Genomic DNA, 16,052 nt, shown 5'->3' with positions numbered 1-16,052 from the left:
ACCCGGATCACCGGAGGATCTCGCGCAACCAGGCGGCACATTGGCCTGACGCGCTCAACGGCCAGGTCACGTTCACCGCGATGGCACCGCGGCGAAGCTCAAGGTGGATGTCATTTGCGACGGTGGGATCTGGCGCCAACGTGAGCGAGACGAACTCGGCGTGCGGGTCACCGGCCTTGGAGGCGATACCTCCAGCGTCGACCATGCGGCGCCACTTGTGAACGAGGTTGGCGTTGAGGCCATGAGCCAGCGCCACTTGAGCCACAGACGCCCCGGGCTCTGCGCACGCCGCCAACACTTGCCGCTTCAGATCGGCCGCGTGGCGCCGCCGGCTCACGCGCTTGGAGTCTTCCATAGGTGTCCACCTAAATCCTTGGTGGATACCATCGTCATAGACACCGGAGCCAAGCTCAAGACGGGATCACCGTGCGCTTACCGCGCTTCGGACACCAAGCTGCATCGCGTCCGTCGACAGCGTTGCAGCAATTCCTGAGGCAAGGCCGACCGACCGGTCTTGGCCGGTGACGGCTGTTGGTTGGATTTTCCTAGGCGTGGCCAGGACCGAGACGAACAAGGACCACTTGGTCCCTCGCGGCAGATGCGGTGAGCCAATTCTTTCCCTCTTCTCGCGCCAGCCCTTCTTTGACGGAGAAACTGCGCAAAGAGAGGTGGCACCGCTCCGGACGCCACCGATTCCAATCAACGCGCATGGTCACCAACTCTCGACCGCCATCAAAAGTGGCGACGACCGGCGCGTCGCCGACCAAAATCTCCAGCGAGGCGTCGGGTTGCTTGCGCTCCAAGGCGCGGGGTACCGGAAGGCCAGATGCAAGTTGAGACTCGTAAGCGGCGTGCGCGGCGATGTGCTCATCCGAGTCGGACGCGATGTCTTCAGCCGGCGGCGTTACCTCTTCGACCTCGAGGAGCGTCACGCAAATCTCGTCCCCTACGCCGAGAGGGAGTTCTTGAATCCATTCGAGGTGCGCTTGGCGGCCATTGCCAAGGTCTCTCATGCCTCGCATGTCGAGCGTCGCGGGATGCTCGCCATCGATGCTCATGTGCACGGAAAAGGAGAGGAGCACCGCGTCCTCCGTGCCCGCCACCACCAGGGGCTGTCCATTGCGCAGAACTTCGAGGGCTTGCATGGTCGGTCGAGTTATGAATGCGGGTTAGCTGGAGGCTGTCGTAGAAGTTCTGCTTGTGGCCGAAAGTGACTGGCCGCATAGCCATCTATAAGAGGTTATCGATTGTGTCCCGGATGAAGGCTTCGAAACTCGTAGCCGCAACGTGCACGCTTCGGTCTAGAGGATCCACCTCAACCACCTCCCAAGTGCTGGTGCGGAATCCCGCGCTGAATCCCTGGAAGTCGTCGCCAAAAAGAAGCACGCCTACGAGTTGAGGTGGTTGGTCGCCGTAGATGAAGCTTGGCTCCGCAAGACCGGTATAGAGGCTGTATTGGCCTTGCCCAATCATCCCGGCGCCAATACGACTCAGGAAAAAGACATAGTCATCTGGGACGTCCGGGTGGTTGAGGCGGAGTTTGGTCTCGTCGACGGGCTTAAGGTTGCCCAAGAGATTCTCGGGCGTTTTCAGCGGCAGGAGGTCGTCGTACATATGCGGTTCATATCGAAATGAGAGGACGCCTTGGATGACCGGGTCTGGCCGCATTCTGTTCTATCACCTTAGCCGAAAGGAACGACTATGTATCGGCCGGCGCCAGGGGGAAGACATGCAACTCTTCCCAACGGCCTGTCGAGTTTTCGATCAGCACGACCGAGGTGCAATCCGCCAGGATGCCCCCAGATGCATCCAGCCGCTTTTGCAACTCAGCGGCGGCTGCATCGGCCTCCGATGGGTTCCCATGGGCAACGGTCAGGTGCGGAACCACGCTTTGGTGCTCCCCTCCGTACGGCAGGAAATCTGGAAAGACATCCACGAGCGCCTTGGTCATGGCGATGAACGGCTCGGGCGGTTCCGGCGCGAGATACGCGGTCGCCGGGAAGCGCGCCACCCTGCCCATCGAAAAGGAAAAGGCCGCGACCCGATTCAACGCGTGTTGCGCCCGGTCCAGTACGGCAGGCGTGATCTGCTGCGGGTCCATGAACGGTCCAAGCACAGTGATGTGCGCCGGCACCCCAAGCTTCGCCGTCGCGTCGAAGCGCTGCCGAAGGTCGCCGACGAGCGGCTCGGCCGAGGGCACATTGACAGCAAACGCGGATATCGCCATGGGGTCTGATGATATTCAACAGGCGGTGAACCGGAAGGTCCGGTTCTGGCCGAACTGTGCCATAGCTGTGTGAGTACGCCGCGCTGCTATTCGCCGTCGAGTCGCAAGAGCTTCTCGTCGAACCAGATGTCTTCGTAGCCCGGCGCAATCAAGAAGCGCCAGCCGGGTGGCAATCCAAGGTATTTCTTTATCTCGGGCGCCCACCCGTCCAGATGCTCGATGTGAAGCGGCTTGAAGAAGTCGGCCTCAGTCGAGAGTTCCTCGCCAGCCCAGATGTACCAACCGCTGGTCCCGGTGGTTGGTGGATGCCTCAGACCATTGACTGGGAGCATGCCATCGCGAACATTTAGTGCTATGCCAAGCGTACAGGTAGGCGGCGCCGCAAAGAATTCTGTGGGCAACCGACGACAGAGTTCGCGCTGCAGTTCTTCGACGGCGCTCCTTCGATTCATGGCAGACGCACGCTGGACGCAACGGGCGCCTTGGCAGGGATAGTCATACAGGTTTTGAGTACAGTTTCCCAGTGACTGGTTGTGGCCGAACTCAGTCCGTCGATTGATCGTCGGTACGCGAGACGCGGTTGAGATCGCGAACTTCTGCGATACGAGGTTCAGTCAGCCACAAAGCATCCACCAGGGAGAATGCTTGCTCAGCCAGCGATGTGTTGATGACCTCGTGCCGACGCAAAGCTCGACCACAAATTTTCCGATCATCGGCTCGGCGACCGACCGCATCCACGACCATAAATGACCCACCGCGGGTGCTTGGCCTATATGCCAATGAGACAAGATCTCTTGCTGCGGGCTCCGAGCCTTCCCCCCAAGGGCCGATGATCAGATCGATGATCGGGTCATGTTCTGGAGCGCTCACTGTCCACTGTACAAAGTAGACAGCAAGCGCCCCTGATTGGTCAGACAGATCGCCCCAGATCGTTTTTGAGGTGCGTCCGCAGCAGTCGCAGTGACCAGTTGATTCATTCCAGAACTGGGAGGTAATTGGTGCAGGGGTAGCCATGTGATGCTAGGTATATGCGCGCAAGCTCTCGCCATTCCGTTGCTGCTGCGAGCCCTCCTGACGGATGACGAAAGGGCCGGTTCTGGCCGACTGTAGCCGGTGGCTCTGCCTTCGCGAAGGGGTTCATCGCAGTCTTTTGACTTTTTCGAAAGCGGACTTCCAACGCTCGTGACCAGCGCCGCTTCGACTTACCGAAACGATGTCCGGTCAACTGAAAAAATCAGGTCTCTCCGCGCCGAAGGAGAACAAGGGCGACGCCACCGGCAAGTAGTGCGGACATGCCGTACTCAAAGCCATGAACATAGAGTGCCAGCGCTCCCAGAATGAAGCCGAGACCCAGGCTTGATGACTCTTCGCGTTGATGCTCGGCCAGGAGTGCCATCAACATGGCCCAAATTGCAAAGCAAACCGAGTACACAAGAATCCATTGAAGAACCCGGTCGTCCGAGAGGTCGAGAAGACCTCGCGGCCGCCACTCGGGCGCTTGATCTGGAGGCGGCGGTCGCACCAAACCCAGTCGATCCATCCAGGTTAGGAGATGGCCGAATCCTGGTATGCGCACGCGCTCGGCTTCCGTAATTCCAATGGTGGCGAGTAAGCCTGCAATACCGAAGTACACCGAGAGAACGCCAAATCGATTACTAGCTTCCATGGGCCGATAGCCTGACGTGATGTAGAGACCGCAACAAGCAAAAGATCATGCCCGCTGTCCGCGAGTTGGCGTGAGTGAATGGCTAAAAATCCTGAGCCAATTCACGCGCCGCCAGCCAAGGTCTCGTTATGGCCGAGCGCAGCCCTCGGCGATCACATCGGCTTCAAAGCCTCCGTGCCTCCGATGCTCGAGCTTGGCTTCCCATCGCATACAGCATGAGTGCCGCCGCCATAGGAGTCTGAAACAAAACACCGGCCAAGCCTGACAAAGCCACCCATTGTTCCGCACCTCCTTGCCATGGAAGCAGATTTGACAACAACAGGAATACAACGACCGCAGCGCGTGCTGCGAAGAGAAGCGCGATGGCTATCAAGGCAACACGAAATCCCAGGGTTGGGATCGGTTTCCTGCGGACGTGACGAAAGAGGCACACCATGGCGACCAAGTCCAACAACGTCGAGACAATCTGAATGAGGCCGAACGATCCGACGAACTGCAGATAGGGAGAAATGCGCGACTGAGTCGGCCACACGTGTCAACTCGGCTGTACCGGTGTTCAGCCACCAGACGCCACCGGAATCTGGCTCGATGAACACATCACCGAGCGACGAGAAGAGCACTGGCTTGAACGGCTCGTGAAGGAGCCAGCCCCACGACGCATTGAGTTCTTGGAGAGCCTCAGGCGGAGGAGCAAAGGTGAGCAAAGACCAAGCGACCGGCATGCGAGACGTATCCTGTCAATGACTGCTTGCAGGCAAATGTACCCGGTGCACCGTGATTCTGAACAAGATGACCACAAACCGAAGCAAGTGCCGCTCGTCCGTGATGCGGGCAGGTGAAATCAATCTTTTCGTTCATTGTCTCGAAAGCATGAGGATCAAGGGTTGAAAAACTACCTGGACTGAATCCTGCCGGCCCCGTAAACATTCGCTTCTGGCCGCATTCGAAAAGGTGCGCAGTGCGTGCGCCATCGCTCTACGAGTGGTGGGACGGGGGCGCAGATTCCAGCTCATTCCTTGAGCGCGAATTCGGTGCGACGTACATCGTCGTCGTCCACTGGGCCATATTGAAGCGAGACACGGACGTTGGACAGGCACGCTGATTTGAGTAGGGTCTCCCTTACGGCCGCGAACAGCGCATCCGCGTCGGGTCCGTACATGAATAGCGTGCCATCGCTCCCGTCAACCGCGATTTCGTTCCCGTCATAGTCACCTACATCCGCAGCCGCTATTGCCTCTTCGAGCCGCGTCTCCACTTCAAACAGTGCGCCGAGGTCCGTACTCCCGTAGTCGAAATTAACGATTACCGCATGCTCTTCCAATTGGTACTCCTCAATGCAATAGTGAAGCGTACCGTGGCCCTTGAGCGATTGGGCCTGGAACTCGGCACGGACGCGTGCAAATGCCCGCTTTGTCGCTAGCCGACAACGAAGGTCCGCTACTGGCCGACTGTAGCCAAAGCTCCGTCGGCCGCGCGTGGCTCAAAATGGTCACTCGCCCTTCTCGAAAGCGGCCCTTCACGCCAGAAATTCCGCCGGCGGTCCTACTGGAGCACAGCGATCGGCACGCGGCGCCCGTCGCGGTACTTGAAGAGCGTGATGCGAGCTGCGCGAGAATTGCCGCTCTCGTCGAACTGGATTGTGCCGGTCACGCCCTCGAAGTGCAGGTGAGAGAGCGCGGGCAAGTAGGCCGAAGGTCGGTTCGAGCCCGCATGAACCATCGCTTCCGCCAGTATCCGCACGGCGTCGTAGGTGTACGGCGCGTATAACTGCGGAGGCGTGTCGAAGCGGGCACGCATGCGTGCAGCTAGGTCCTGTATCCCCGGCAGGTGATCGGGCTGGACGCCGCCCGGCTCCCCACACAGGACGCGCCCTTCCACTGCGTCCGCGCCAGCGAGGTACGCCATGTTGGCCGTGCACATGCCGTCACTGCCCATGATCTGGAACGAAAGGCCTGCCCGACCGATCTCCCGTATCAATGGGCCGGCCACGGTGTCCACGCCGCCGAAGAAGACCAAGTCGGGCGCGTCTTGCCGCAACGCCTGGACCAGCGCCGTGTAGTCGCCCGGCACCTTGTCGACGGCATGCTGGCGCAGGATGCGCGCGCCGGAGTTCTGCGCGCCGGAGGCAAAAGCCGCGGCCACGCCCTTGCCGTAGAGGGTCTGGTCGTCGATCAGCACGACGCGCCGGGCGCCAAGCGCCTTGCCAGCATGCTGGCCCAGCAGGACACCGACGCGAAAGTCGTCGGGCAGTAGGCGGAAGGTCGTGGAGTAGCCTAGTCTGGTGAAGCGGGGGTTCGTCGCGCTCGGCGAGATCTGCGCAATGCCCGCTTGGGCATAGACGGGAGCGGCACTGATGCTGGTGGCCGAGTTGAGATGACCCACGACACCATCTACTCCCTCTAGCACCAGTCGACGGGCGACTTGGACGGCGAGTGCAGGGTCGCCGGCGTCATCCAGAGCGAGCAGTTCCAGTTGCATTGTCCTGCCGCCGATCCGCAGGCAGCGCCGGTTGAGCTCCTCGACGGCCAATCGCGCACCACGTTCGTTGTCCTGGCCCAGATGACCATTCAACCCGGTGAGCGGGCCGATGTGACCGATCTTCACCTTGAGCATGTCGGACGGTTGGACGCCGCAGTTTGATGCGGAGCCCGGGGGAGGTGCGAATGCGCTCCAGGGCGGTGCCGCACGCGCGCCACGCGAAAGGGCCGTCTGTTCGACTGAAGGTCCGGTTACCGTAGAAGCGGGAAGTTGCGGCGTATTGGGAACTTGCGGCACAACACTGCACGCAACCAGCCCGCAGAAGCCCATGAGCGCTATGTTTGGCGAAAAGAAGTTCATGCTGTGAGCGCTTGTTCGCAAGGAGCATGCTGTCCAGTCACTTTATCCAAGTGCGTTCGTGGGGCCAACAGTTGGCTTCCCTTGAATGTTAAGGACGTGATAAACATCTGCTTGGCCGGGTCCGGCCCTCTGGTTCCTGTCATCGGGCCGCGGCATCGGGCGCTTCGCGGCCATCAAGGTTTGCTCCAAAGCGGTCGCTGATGGCCGTGATGGATAAGACTGCGAAGGCACAGTAGTGCCGGAATTTTCAGCAGTGGATCCTACCCGTGTGGCGGCATAAAGCGCAGCCCAAATTGCGAAGCTGCGCAATGCAGAGACGACGAGATCCGGCGCCTGATTAATGTGATGCCGCTCATCAGATGCCCTCCTTATTCAACTTTTGAAAGTTCGGAATCTTAGACAGTTTGTATCCGGTTGTACGGCACAATCGCGCAATTGCCGAAGAGGTACGTCAGCTCCTACGCGAACATCGAAGAGTGACTATTCGCGCATTAACAAGAACGCCCGGAGGGATCATCATGAGGAACGTAGCGCTCGGCCTGCTGGCGGCCGCGGCCACACTTGCCGCGGCACAAGACCGAACGGAAATCCGCTCTCTGCCTCGGACTGAACTTCAGGCCCTCGCCGGCGCGTATAGCGTTCTGCAGGCGTCCCTGCCCGAGAAACCGGACGACAAGAGCCTTATCTCGTCCGCCATCCGCGGAATGATGCAAGGCGCGGATCCGGATAACGGCGAGTACTTCACCCAGGCGGAATATCGGGTCTATACCGACCGAATGCGTCCAGACGCCGGCTCGATGGGCCTAGAGATGCGCACACGCGACGGTCAGCCTTTTCTCGTGCCGATCGAGGATGGTCCAGCTGCACAGGCCGGGATCAAATTCATGGACCGGCTCTATGCCGTCGACAACACGCATACGCAGGGTCTTCAGGCCCATCAGATCATCGATCTGCTCAGAGGCGAACCAGGAACAAAGGCAACGCTCACCGTTTTCCGCGAATCGAGCCTGACCGTGCATTCTGTGACCGTGGAACGTCGCGCGTTCTCACTGTCCGGGCCCACACTATCGCGGCCGGTGCCAGCTATCGCCCTCTTGCGGATCCCGGCTTTCCGGGCCGCAACGCTTCGAGACACCACAGAGCTCGTGCGCAACGAGTGGCGACGCCAGCCATTCAAGGCACTGATTCTCGACCTGCGCGGCTCGCCTGGCGGCCTCGTTGAAGCTTCGATCGGCGTTGCCGCAATGTTTCTACCGCCCGACGTTGTCGTAGCCACCTTCAGCGGTCGAGCTCCCAACTCAGGGCAGGTCTACCGTGCAACGAGGAGTGACTACGCGCGTTCAGCTGGAGTTGATCCTCTTGCGGACTTCCCCAATCAGGCTAGGGCGCTGCCAATGGCGGTGTTGGTTGACGAAGCGACAAGCGCCGGCGCGGAGATCGTGGCAGCCGCGCTCAAGGATCACAAACGCGCCGCAATCTTTGGCCGCACGACCTACGGCAGAGCCAGCATCCAAACAGTGACGCAATTGCCGGATGCCGGCGCCATCAAATACACCAGCGCTTACTGGACCTCGCCCGCCGGCAATCAAATCCATGGTGTCGGCGTCGCACCAACGGTGGCAATTGCCTCCCGGGATCGAGAAGCTACGAGCCAGGCCGCGGTTAAAGCACTCCTCGATCAGCAGTGATTTCGAATCTAGGCAAACTCATGAGCCCGTTGAAATCTTGGGGCACCTGCGCCGTCCTCCTCGGCGTCATGCTAGGCGGCTGCGCGTCGCAATCCCAACCAGGAACGGCGACCAATCCAGGCTCGTCATTGCTCTCGACGCCCCCAACGCAGTCGTCTCGGATAGAGCATGCGCATGCTTGGAATCGTCGACTCACGACCGCTGTTCTGCCAAACATCGACTACCCTGCCACTGCCTCGAAACCGCCTCGTTCGGCTGAGTTCACCGTATTCATGGACTCGGAAGGCACCATCACCGACAAGTCGTTGCTCAGCACGAGCGGAAATCCTGACTGGGACCGCGCTGCATCGCTGGCCCTGCGCAAGACTCTTCGTCTACCCGCCGACCAGAACGGGCACACGCCCTATCAGGCGGTGATCGGCATCGGCCCGACACTCGTCACAGGCGCCGTCATTCAGCGAAAACTCGAGCCTTCTGCTGCACCATCCTCCACCCACTCCGCAAGCAGCTACAGCGCGCGGATCGCTGCGGCTGTTCGCCCGAACATAGTCGTCGCGAATCCAGACGAGATCCCCGGCAACCCAGGGGCGGAGTTCGACATTGCGCTCGCGTCAACCGGTAAAATCGTCTCAATCGTCCTGACGAAGAGCAGCGGCTGGCTTGACTGGGATGCGGCAGCACTGCGTGGTTTACAAAAAACTGAGCGGCTTCCACAAGACATCGACGGGAAAGTGCCGAAGCGACTGATTGTCACGCTCCGCCCCAAACGATAAAGCGCGATATGTTCGCCACTTGTTCGAGGACAAAGGCCACGCGCTTCTGCACAGCCGTCTTTGGGATGACACAGGTCGAGTATCCAGCCTCGAAATACGCTGCCACTGTTGGCGCATAGGAGCGAGTTGCCCGCTCGAAACTTGCTTTTCAATCGGCGTTGCGAACATAAATCTCAAGCTAGGGCTCTGCCACAAATACGGTTGGGGCGTAGCGGTACTGCGCGGGCGCGGCCAAACGATAGGGCGCTAAGGCCAGTCCCGACAATTGCATCCAGGCCAAACATTCCGGAGTGCCTCGGTCAAAGAAAAAGGGCGCCCTCAACAACTGAGCTGCTTGATGGTTGCGGATGTTCCACTCAAGGAACTCGTCCATGAATGCTCGGCAATTCATCCAAGGAAGAACTTTTTCGTTGCACTCCCGTTGCCCGCGGACGATGGCGAGGGCGGCCGTCTGGGACGGTGGCATATCCGGCAGCATCAGCGGCACCGACTTCCTGACCAAGGGAAGGTAGCGGCACGTTGACTTTGAGCGGAGTCAACATCCACACAGGGGCCACGAACGTGGCAGCAGGCACAGTGCGGGCCAGCGTCGACGGCACGCTGATCCAAGCCTGGGCCGGACACAAGAGCTTCGTTCGTGAGGACGGCGACGACGCTGACGACAGCGGCGGGGACTTCAAGGGCCATCAACGCAGCAATGAAACCCACGAGTCGAAGACGGATCCCGATTCGAAGCTGTACCGCAAGGGCAAGACTGGCAGTGAACTGCGCTACATGGAGCCACGCTCACAGACAACCGTCATGGACTGGTCGTCATCGCCATGGTCACGCGGGGCCGATGGCTTTGCCGAGCGTGAGGCGGCCAATGTCATGATAGGGACTCACGCCAAGCGATCGCGAATGTAGATACCGAGGTCACGCTCGGCGCCGATAAGGGCTATGAGCGGCCGAGTTCATCGAGGAGTTGCATCGCATGAAGGTCATCCCGCACGTGGCGCAGAATAAATCGAGACGCCGCTCGGCAGTGGTGGACGAGATCGCTCAAAGCGAGGGCTATGCGATCTCGCAGCGCAAGCCAGGTGATGGTGCGCCGCATCGGGAGGTCGACCAGTTGTTCGTGCTGACGATGGCTGCCTACAACCTCGTGCGCATGCGGACCTTGGCAGAAGTCCGCCCGTTGGCCGCGTGGAGGGTCAGAGAGAGCGGAAAACGCGCGCCTTCGCAGCGGGAAAACAGCAATGGGAACGGCCCCGGAACGTCGATTCAGTTCCCAGAGTGTGTCTTCGGCGCGCTTGGTACTTCAGCAGCCTGCTAGACGTGCGCGAGTGCCACTGATCAGGTCTTCGACATGGCATGCGTCGCTGTGTTCAAGAGTGTAGTGAACCGACGCTTGCGAATGTACGTACGCACGGCGCCCGATCACCAGGGCAGCGGGGCGGCATCGCCGTTGGCGTGCTCGCCGTAGTACAGCGACGGCAGGAAACGCGATAGGTACGTGAACTCCGAATAGCAGTGGCGCAGCAGCCCCAGTCCCAATTCGTCCGGCAGGTCGACCGCCGGTTGCGCGCTCGACTGCCCCAGCAGGAAGCGGCTGCGCAAGACGCAACCGAAGGGCGTGTCGCGGGCCAGGTGAATCATCTGCCCATCCTGCGGATCGCCGTTGGCGTCCAGCGCGATGTGATCGCCAAAGCCGATGCGCGCATAGACCGCCGCCGACGCGCGTTTCTGCGCGAAGGCCAAGTCGAGCTGTTCCGCGTCGAACAGCTCGCGCGGGTCGTGGAACTTCAGTTGCGCGATCACCGGCGGAATATCAGCCAGCGACTCCACCGCGCGAATGGACGCGCCGATGTAACTTTCGCCTTTCTTCCAGTGCTTGTCCCAGCCGCGATGCTCGACGTGGTCGTGCGGATGCCACCACTTGATGTGCTGTGTGGTCTCGAAGAACTTGAACCACCAGTCGAGCATACGTCCGGTGCAGCCATGAAGGTCGGTGCGCACGGCCACGACAAGGCAGCCGCTGGGCAGGCGGGAGATGCCAGTCTCCAGCCGAAGGGGCGGGATCTGCAGCAGGTCGTCGATGCGGGAAATCTCTGGATGGAAGGGACACTCGATCATTCGTTTTCCGATCATTTTGGGAGAGGAAAATTATTCTACATTAAGGAAACGTTGTGCGTTTCTATAAAATGAACAAGGCTCCCGAAAAGCACCGCAACGAAAGACCCTATGGATCACGCGACGAAACCCACTGCCCGGCCACGCGGGCGGCCGGCGAGGCCCGAGCATGAGATGCGCGAGGCGGCTGTGGCCGCCGCCACCTGGCTGCTACTGAACGATGGCTATGCCGCCACGACGATGGAGGCCGTGGCCAAACGCGCCGGCCTTGCAAAGAAGTCGCTCTATCGGTTCGCAGCCAACCGCGAAGACCTGGTGGCGCTGGTCGTACGCAGCTGGACCGAAGAATTCAAGCCCGTACTGGAGGCCGAAGTCCGCTCGCAGGCGGACGTGCTCCCCGCGCTGGCGGAGATATTACGGGTGATCGCGGCGCGCGTGCTGTCAGCCGACGCGATCGGCCTGTTTCGCCTGCTTACCACCGACTTCCCGTTCAAGGCGGATCTGCTGGAAGTGTATGAACGCAATGGCGTCGAGCGCGGCCGGCGAATGCTTGGCGACTGGCTCAAGCGCCAGCATAAGAACGGGCTGCTGCAGGTGAACGAACCCGAAGTGGTGTGCGACCTGATGCTGTCGATGGTCGTCGCAGAGCCCTTGCGGCAGATGGCGCTGGGCGTGACGCCGTCAGTGCCGGTATGGGACCCGGCGCCGCGCATCAAGGCAGCGCTTCGTCTGATGAACGGCGTAGCGTTCTCGGCGACGACCGGCGCCTAATCTTACGTGTTAGAGCCGCCGGCTCAGTTTTGAAATTCCAGTACTGCAGGCCACGCGTCGCACAGCTTTAAGAACTTGAGCAGCATGCCTTGCTTCCGCAGGAATGCTCGGAAGTCCTTCTCTGCATGCAATGGCGAAGCAGCCTTCGGCTCTGTTTTCATCGATTTTCTATCGTGTTGCAAATCAGCTTCCTGCAGTCTCGCCGCAGCGGTGAGTGACGGGTTCTGGCCGCATTCCGTCCTGACTGGTGAAGTCAGGAATAGACCACCGTCAGAACCGTGAAAATCGCCAAGACGAGTATGAAGGCGAGCCCCTCGAAATGCATGACACCACGGGCGACCAGGTGAGGCAATCGCCCAGCGAACGCTCGCAGTCGGTCTGCCGACGGATGGCCGCGGGGATACAACGCCGCTGCGACAAGGCAGCCAACGATGACCAGGCCGGCGAACAACAGCGCCGCGGCGACAAAAGCTATCAGAAGCGCAAACACAGGGAAGTTGTTCATCGGTTTGCTGGGTTCTTGCGAAGGCCTGTTCTTGACCGCACGCGGAGGTCCTATTTCGGCAGCCGTCCGGTGTCCATGAGATATCCCACGAAATCATCGTGAAGGCCTTCGCCTATTCGGCGCCCGTGTTCATCAACCACGTAGAGGCGCCCCTTCTCGGCAAGAGCCGTGCCGCCGTCCATTGCAACCAGGAACGAATGCCCTAGACCCCGAAAGCACTCCGATAGGACCGTCGCCAGAGTTTCTCTTGCCAGTCCAGCGGCGGCAAGGGCGTGTTGAATCTCGCGATACGGCTTCTCGGTTTCTACCCAGACAAGGTCGGATTGGGCATCGGTGAGGGCTTCCGACGCGGCTGTCGTCCACGCTTCCAGTGCCCTCGCCATGTCCTCAAACAGGTCGTCCTTTGTAGCCATAAGATCCATGCGAATTGATGCAATGTCCAACGTGCGGTTTTGGCCGCATTCTGTCCTAGCTGAAACCGTCATCGGCATTCGCAGGTCTTCGGTCCGTCGCGGGGACCAGTCATCGCGTGCTCCGGGCGAACCAGAGTGCCGCCTCGCTCGCCCCGAGCTGCGCAAGTAGCTCGACAAACCTCGGTTCCGAATGCTCCACCCATATTGGTGCTCCTGCCAAACCCAAACAGCAGTCCAAGGACGCCAAATGCGACGAAGACGAGGGCTGCAATCAGGCCCCTCCGCTCCTTCCGAGCGGGGGCCTTTTCGAGCCGACTGTTGCCCTCTACGCCGAAGGCTCGATCGGACCAAATTCCGAAACGATCTCCCCTGCACGAATGGTACGCATCCACGTATCGAACATGTCTTCGCCGATGCCCCGCGCAAAAAAAGTGACGTTTGAGAACGCTCGGGAAATCTCGCGAAGCATCTCGACCAACGCTTCCGCCTCTATCCGGTTATACCCTTGACGCTCCAAGCCCTCGCCTGCAGCAGAAGCACGCAAGTCATCCAGAACATCTCGTCCCCATTCGTTCCGGGCGACGAAATCCACGGCCGCACTGGAGACCATCTCAGGAGTGATAGTCCCCAGCGTGTAGTCCGCGTCGTCCCATTGCAGCTCAAGACGGGTGTAGTAGCTCATCTTTTTTGGTCAAGTACTTGATGCTGTCTCGTCGATTGCAACAGCGGTTCTGAATGTCTGTTCGTGGCCGATTGTTGGCGGACCCGAGGTCAGTGCGCACGCGCTTCGAATGCAGTGGCCAACCGCTTGCTTGTGGCCGCCGACAGCCGACGGTAGCCCTTGGCCGTTTTAGTGCCGCGGAGCGGCCTGCGCCGCGGCTATCCGCGCCTTCGCGACCTCGAAGCTGTCGCCTTCCCAGACATCTACGCGGCTGCCGTCTGCCACAAATACAGGGCGTCCAGCGAGAGCGGGAGGCTCGGTTCTGACGGATTTGCTGGAGCAACGGTGTCGGTCTGCTGGGAAGGTGCAGCAGCAGGGCGAAACAGGTTTAGGCCGCGCTTGAACATAAGCAATGGTGATGCTCCGGGCGCGTAGCGCCGCGAATCCTGAGTTGAGTTCGAAGGACTGCTGTTGGGCCGCATGCCGACTACTTGCCATTCAGTGCTAACCGCTTCTGCGCGGCTTGGAAGATGCGACCACGTGCGAGCCGCATGGCTTGCCCGCGTTGTTGGCTCTCAGGCGAGACCGTCGAGTTCACGGCAACGACCAGGTCCAGCGGCGGGTGAACCCAGATGACTTGGCCTGCATAGCCGCTCGCGATGTACGTCGGCCCGGCTGCAGTCCACCAGCCAAGTCCGTACGGCAAGCCAATGGGCGGCCCGCCAGCGCTTTGAGGTCTAGTCAACTGTGCCACGAACCCGGGAGGCAGAACTTGGTGGTCTGCCCATCGCCCGTCCTGGAGCAGCAGATAGCCCACCTTGGCCATATCCACCGTTCTCATCCACGCACTGTTGTGACTGTATTGGGGCTCCCGTAAGTCGAGTGGCGTGACGAGTTGATCGTGCACCAGGTCGGCGATGCGGCGGCTGGTGATGCGTTCGAGAATGCTTTGAACCATGAGCGGGCCGCTGTTGTCGTATGCGAACCGTTCGCCTGGGGCTGTCCGAACCGGCCGGGTCCAAGCTGCTGCTGGAGCGAGTGGCTCAGCAGTCCCTGTGGGGTCGTCGATCTCAAAGCCAGTTGTCATGGCGAGGAGGTGTCGAAGCGTGATGATTTGCGAACGAGGGTCTGAATTGAGAGGGCGCCACTCAGGGATGAGGTCGACCACCGTCTGTTCCAACGAAGCTAGCTGCCCTCGCTGTAGAGCGGTCCCCACCAGAAGGGCCATGGCGCTCTTGGTGACGGATTGCGCGTCTCGCAGAGCATCGGGGTTGCCATCGCGGTAGTACTCGTACACCTTACGGCCTTGGAGGATGACCACGACGCTTTGGACATCGCCCAAAGCCGTGGCAATACCTTCATCGAAGCCCCGGAAAGTGGCGGCGTCGAGTTGCTGCTCTTGTGGTGTCGACATTCGCCATGGCGGCGCCTCCTGCGCAAAAGAGGCGGCCGCAACCATCGAACAAAGCCAGACAACGAATCTCCGCATCTTGTTCCTCAATCTTCTTGTCGAATGCGTACGCATGCGCGTTACCCCCAAAGCGGGTGGAATGTCAGCTCTCAGCCGACTGCCGTCAGCGCCTCACCCCATGGTAGGTTGAAACCTCCACCCGCGCCTCGAAGCCCAATTTTTCAGCGAGAGCCACCGAGGGGCGGTTGTTGGTCCAGCAATCCCAGTTGGGGACCAGCCCATGCCTCAGGCAGTGGTCGATGAACGCACACGCTACCAACGTGCCAAGCCCTTTGTGTTGATGACTGTCAGCAGTCAAGATGTCGATGTCGTGATGTCCGTGCCACGCAAAGGCCGTGTAGCACATGCTGACGATGGAATCTTGATATACGGCACAGAAGCCAAGGCCGTGTTGTTCGAAATCAGCAGCTGATTTCCAATAACTTCGGCTATAGGGATTGGCAACATCGCGAATCTGTTGCATCAGTCGCTCGTCGATGCGGCGCAGTTCATAACCGGGCGGAACATCGTTCTCCCAGCCCTCAAGCCGAGCAAATCTTGGACGATTGAAATCGAAGTCCAAGCGTCGTCGCTTCTTAGCGGCGCTCCCGAAGATGCTGTCCAAGGCGGAATCCCACTCTCCGGGGTAGGCGTAAAGGATGAAGTAATCAGAGCCGTAGTATTCGAGCAGCCATCGACCTACCTGCTCAGCGAAGTCAATGTCATCGGCTGCCCCTGCGAGTGTGCAAGCGCCGTGGTTGTACACAAGGGCAGCAGTCGGCTGTGCCGGGTCGTTCACGAACACCCGGCCATGCCCAACGCCGGCAATGACTGAATTTGGAATGCTGGCCCCATACGGGAGATTCTCAAAAAGGGCGGCAACGCGATTGAACTCAGAAGGCTTCAGCTCGAGCATTGTTGCGATTGAGGTGGTCAGTTAAAGGGCTG

Annotated in this window: 19 protein-coding genes and 1 pseudogene; 4 read left to right on the top strand and 16 right to left on the bottom strand. The window is 60.1% G+C overall.

Features of this window, described 5'->3' with window-relative positions:
• Positions 1-7: 7 nt before the first annotated feature.
• From tnpA to FB547_RS25810, 9 genes are all read right to left on the bottom strand, one after another.
• Positions 8-355, bottom strand: a complete 348-nt coding sequence (tnpA, locus tag FB547_RS25855; RefSeq protein ID WP_145746500.1) for an IS66-like element accessory protein TnpA — start codon at positions 353-355, stop codon at positions 8-10.
• A gap of 190 nt (positions 356-545) precedes the next feature.
• Positions 546-1,145 carry a hypothetical protein gene (locus FB547_RS25850; protein ID WP_145746499.1) on the bottom strand — a complete coding sequence of 200 codons (600 nt, stop codon included), beginning with the start codon at positions 1,143-1,145 and terminating at the stop codon, positions 546-548.
• Between the two features lie 85 nt (positions 1,146-1,230).
• Positions 1,231-1,614: a hypothetical protein gene (locus tag FB547_RS25845; protein WP_145746498.1), complete on the bottom strand. Its 384-nt coding sequence runs from the start codon at positions 1,612-1,614 to the stop codon at positions 1,231-1,233.
• 85 nt (positions 1,615-1,699) lie between these two features.
• Positions 1,700-2,227 (bottom strand): 2'-5' RNA ligase family protein, encoded by a 528-nt coding sequence (locus tag FB547_RS25840; protein WP_145746497.1) that lies wholly within the window; start codon positions 2,225-2,227, stop codon positions 1,700-1,702.
• Positions 2,228-2,313: 86 nt separating this feature from the next.
• The gene (locus FB547_RS25835; RefSeq protein ID WP_222431252.1) at positions 2,314-2,559 is read right to left on the bottom strand and encodes a hypothetical protein; all 246 of its coding nucleotides are present in this window, start codon (positions 2,557-2,559) and stop codon (positions 2,314-2,316) included.
• Between the two features lie 211 nt (positions 2,560-2,770).
• Positions 2,771-3,241: a hypothetical protein gene (locus tag FB547_RS25830; RefSeq protein ID WP_145746495.1), complete on the bottom strand. Its 471-nt coding sequence runs from the start codon at positions 3,239-3,241 to the stop codon at positions 2,771-2,773.
• A 220-nt stretch (positions 3,242-3,461) separates the two neighbouring features.
• The gene (locus tag FB547_RS25825) at positions 3,462-3,893 is read right to left on the bottom strand and encodes a hypothetical protein (protein ID WP_145746494.1); all 432 of its coding nucleotides are present in this window, start codon (positions 3,891-3,893) and stop codon (positions 3,462-3,464) included.
• A 1,009-nt stretch (positions 3,894-4,902) separates the two neighbouring features.
• Positions 4,903-5,214 (bottom strand): hypothetical protein, encoded by a 312-nt coding sequence (locus FB547_RS25815; RefSeq protein WP_145746492.1) that lies wholly within the window; start codon positions 5,212-5,214, stop codon positions 4,903-4,905.
• Between the two features lie 221 nt (positions 5,215-5,435).
• Entirely contained in the window at positions 5,436-6,506 is a 1,071-nt protein-coding gene (locus FB547_RS25810) for a branched-chain amino acid ABC transporter substrate-binding protein (RefSeq protein WP_186454251.1), read from the bottom strand.
• Between the two features lie 743 nt (positions 6,507-7,249).
• Here FB547_RS25810 and FB547_RS25805 point away from each other — a divergent pair.
• Together FB547_RS25805 and FB547_RS25800 are read left to right on the top strand one after the other, a co-directional pair.
• Entirely contained in the window at positions 7,250-8,419 is a 1,170-nt protein-coding gene (locus tag FB547_RS25805) for a S41 family peptidase (RefSeq protein ID WP_145746490.1), read from the top strand.
• A gap of 20 nt (positions 8,420-8,439) precedes the next feature.
• Positions 8,440-9,192, top strand: a complete 753-nt coding sequence (locus tag FB547_RS25800) for a TonB C-terminal domain-containing protein (RefSeq protein WP_145746489.1) — start codon at positions 8,440-8,442, stop codon at positions 9,190-9,192.
• Between the two features lie 178 nt (positions 9,193-9,370).
• Here FB547_RS25800 and FB547_RS25795 read toward each other — a convergent pair whose 3' ends face one another.
• Complete coding sequence (locus tag FB547_RS25795) at positions 9,371-9,670, bottom strand: ATP-binding protein (protein ID WP_261380402.1); 300 nt, start codon at positions 9,668-9,670, stop codon at positions 9,371-9,373.
• A 107-nt stretch (positions 9,671-9,777) separates the two neighbouring features.
• On the opposite strand from FB547_RS25795, the pseudogene FB547_RS25785 reads away from it, so the two are divergent.
• Positions 9,778-10,507, top strand: a pseudogene (locus FB547_RS25785) (IS5/IS1182 family transposase); the annotation flags it as partial.
• A 104-nt stretch (positions 10,508-10,611) separates the two neighbouring features.
• Here the strand turns inward: FB547_RS25785 and FB547_RS25780 are convergent.
• Positions 10,612-11,307, bottom strand: coding sequence for a DAPG hydrolase family protein (locus FB547_RS25780; protein WP_145746487.1), 696 nt, complete (start codon positions 11,305-11,307; stop codon positions 10,612-10,614).
• Between the two features lie 108 nt (positions 11,308-11,415).
• On the opposite strand from FB547_RS25780, the gene FB547_RS25775 reads away from it, so the two are divergent.
• Positions 11,416-12,075 (top strand): TetR/AcrR family transcriptional regulator, encoded by a 660-nt coding sequence (locus tag FB547_RS25775; protein WP_145746486.1) that lies wholly within the window; start codon positions 11,416-11,418, stop codon positions 12,073-12,075.
• Positions 12,076-12,328: 253 nt separating this feature from the next.
• Here the strand turns inward: FB547_RS25775 and FB547_RS25770 are convergent, their stop codons facing one another.
• The 5 genes from FB547_RS25770 to FB547_RS25750 all read right to left on the bottom strand — a co-directional run bounded on the left by FB547_RS25770 (position 12,329) and on the right by FB547_RS25750 (position 16,020).
• A complete protein-coding gene (locus FB547_RS25770; RefSeq protein ID WP_145746485.1) occupies positions 12,329-12,580 on the bottom strand; it encodes a hypothetical protein in 252 nt (83 codons plus the stop codon).
• 50 nt (positions 12,581-12,630) lie between these two features.
• A complete protein-coding gene (locus tag FB547_RS25765) occupies positions 12,631-13,071 on the bottom strand; it encodes a hypothetical protein (RefSeq protein WP_145746484.1) in 441 nt (146 codons plus the stop codon).
• Positions 13,072-13,318: 247 nt separating this feature from the next.
• Positions 13,319-13,675 carry a hypothetical protein gene (locus FB547_RS25760; RefSeq protein ID WP_145746483.1) on the bottom strand — a complete coding sequence of 119 codons (357 nt, stop codon included), beginning with the start codon at positions 13,673-13,675 and terminating at the stop codon, positions 13,319-13,321.
• Between the two features lie 466 nt (positions 13,676-14,141).
• On the bottom strand, positions 14,142-15,068 hold the full coding sequence (locus FB547_RS25755) for a serine hydrolase domain-containing protein (protein WP_261380398.1): 927 nt from the start codon (positions 15,066-15,068) through the stop codon (positions 14,142-14,144).
• Positions 15,069-15,228: 160 nt separating this feature from the next.
• Positions 15,229-16,020 carry a GNAT family N-acetyltransferase gene (locus tag FB547_RS25750; RefSeq protein ID WP_145746481.1) on the bottom strand — a complete coding sequence of 264 codons (792 nt, stop codon included), beginning with the start codon at positions 16,018-16,020 and terminating at the stop codon, positions 15,229-15,231.
• Positions 16,021-16,052 lie beyond the last annotated feature (32 nt).

Source organism: Variovorax beijingensis (genome assembly GCF_007828835.1).
Lineage (GTDB): Bacteria > Pseudomonadota > Gammaproteobacteria > Burkholderiales > Burkholderiaceae_C > Variovorax > Variovorax beijingensis_A.
This window is presented reverse-complemented; position numbering and strand designations above follow the sequence as displayed.

Bases quoted from the DNA above. Each gene is read 5' to 3' on its own strand.
- FB547_RS25850 (WP_145746499.1), bottom strand. From the start codon at position 1,145: ATGCAAGCCCTCGAAGTTCTGCGCAATGGACAGCCCCTGGTGGTGGCG.
- FB547_RS25755 (WP_261380398.1), bottom strand. From the start codon at position 15,068: ATGTCGACACCACAAGAGCAGCAACTCGACGCCGCCACTTTCCGGGGC.
- FB547_RS25775 (WP_145746486.1), top strand. From the start codon at position 11,416: ATGGATCACGCGACGAAACCCACTGCCCGGCCACGCGGGCGGCCGGCG.
- FB547_RS25780 (WP_145746487.1), bottom strand. From the start codon at position 11,307: ATGATCGAGTGTCCCTTCCATCCAGAGATTTCCCGCATCGACGACCTG.
- FB547_RS25845 (WP_145746498.1), bottom strand. From the start codon at position 1,614: ATGTACGACGACCTCCTGCCGCTGAAAACGCCCGAGAATCTCTTGGGC.
- FB547_RS25805 (WP_145746490.1), top strand. From the start codon at position 7,250: ATGAGGAACGTAGCGCTCGGCCTGCTGGCGGCCGCGGCCACACTTGCC.
- FB547_RS25835 (WP_222431252.1), bottom strand. From the start codon at position 2,559: ATGCTCCCAGTCAATGGTCTGAGGCATCCACCAACCACCGGGACCAGC.
- FB547_RS25760 (WP_145746483.1), bottom strand. From the start codon at position 13,675: ATGAGCTACTACACCCGTCTTGAGCTGCAATGGGACGACGCGGACTAC.
- FB547_RS25770 (WP_145746485.1), bottom strand. From the start codon at position 12,580: ATGAACAACTTCCCTGTGTTTGCGCTTCTGATAGCTTTTGTCGCCGCG.
- FB547_RS25830 (WP_145746495.1), bottom strand. From the start codon at position 3,241: ATGGCTACCCCTGCACCAATTACCTCCCAGTTCTGGAATGAATCAACT.
- FB547_RS25825 (WP_145746494.1), bottom strand. From the start codon at position 3,893: ATGGAAGCTAGTAATCGATTTGGCGTTCTCTCGGTGTACTTCGGTATT.
- tnpA (WP_145746500.1), bottom strand. From the start codon at position 355: ATGGAAGACTCCAAGCGCGTGAGCCGGCGGCGCCACGCGGCCGATCTG.
- FB547_RS25750 (WP_145746481.1), bottom strand. From the start codon at position 16,020: ATGCTCGAGCTGAAGCCTTCTGAGTTCAATCGCGTTGCCGCCCTTTTT.
- FB547_RS25765 (WP_145746484.1), bottom strand. From the start codon at position 13,071: ATGCCGATGACGGTTTCAGCTAGGACAGAATGCGGCCAAAACCGCACG.
- FB547_RS25800 (WP_145746489.1), top strand. From the start codon at position 8,440: ATGAGCCCGTTGAAATCTTGGGGCACCTGCGCCGTCCTCCTCGGCGTC.
- FB547_RS25810 (WP_186454251.1), bottom strand. From the start codon at position 6,506: ATGCTCAAGGTGAAGATCGGTCACATCGGCCCGCTCACCGGGTTGAAT.
- FB547_RS25795 (WP_261380402.1), bottom strand. From the start codon at position 9,670: ATGCTGCCGGATATGCCACCGTCCCAGACGGCCGCCCTCGCCATCGTC.
- FB547_RS25840 (WP_145746497.1), bottom strand. From the start codon at position 2,227: ATGGCGATATCCGCGTTTGCTGTCAATGTGCCCTCGGCCGAGCCGCTC.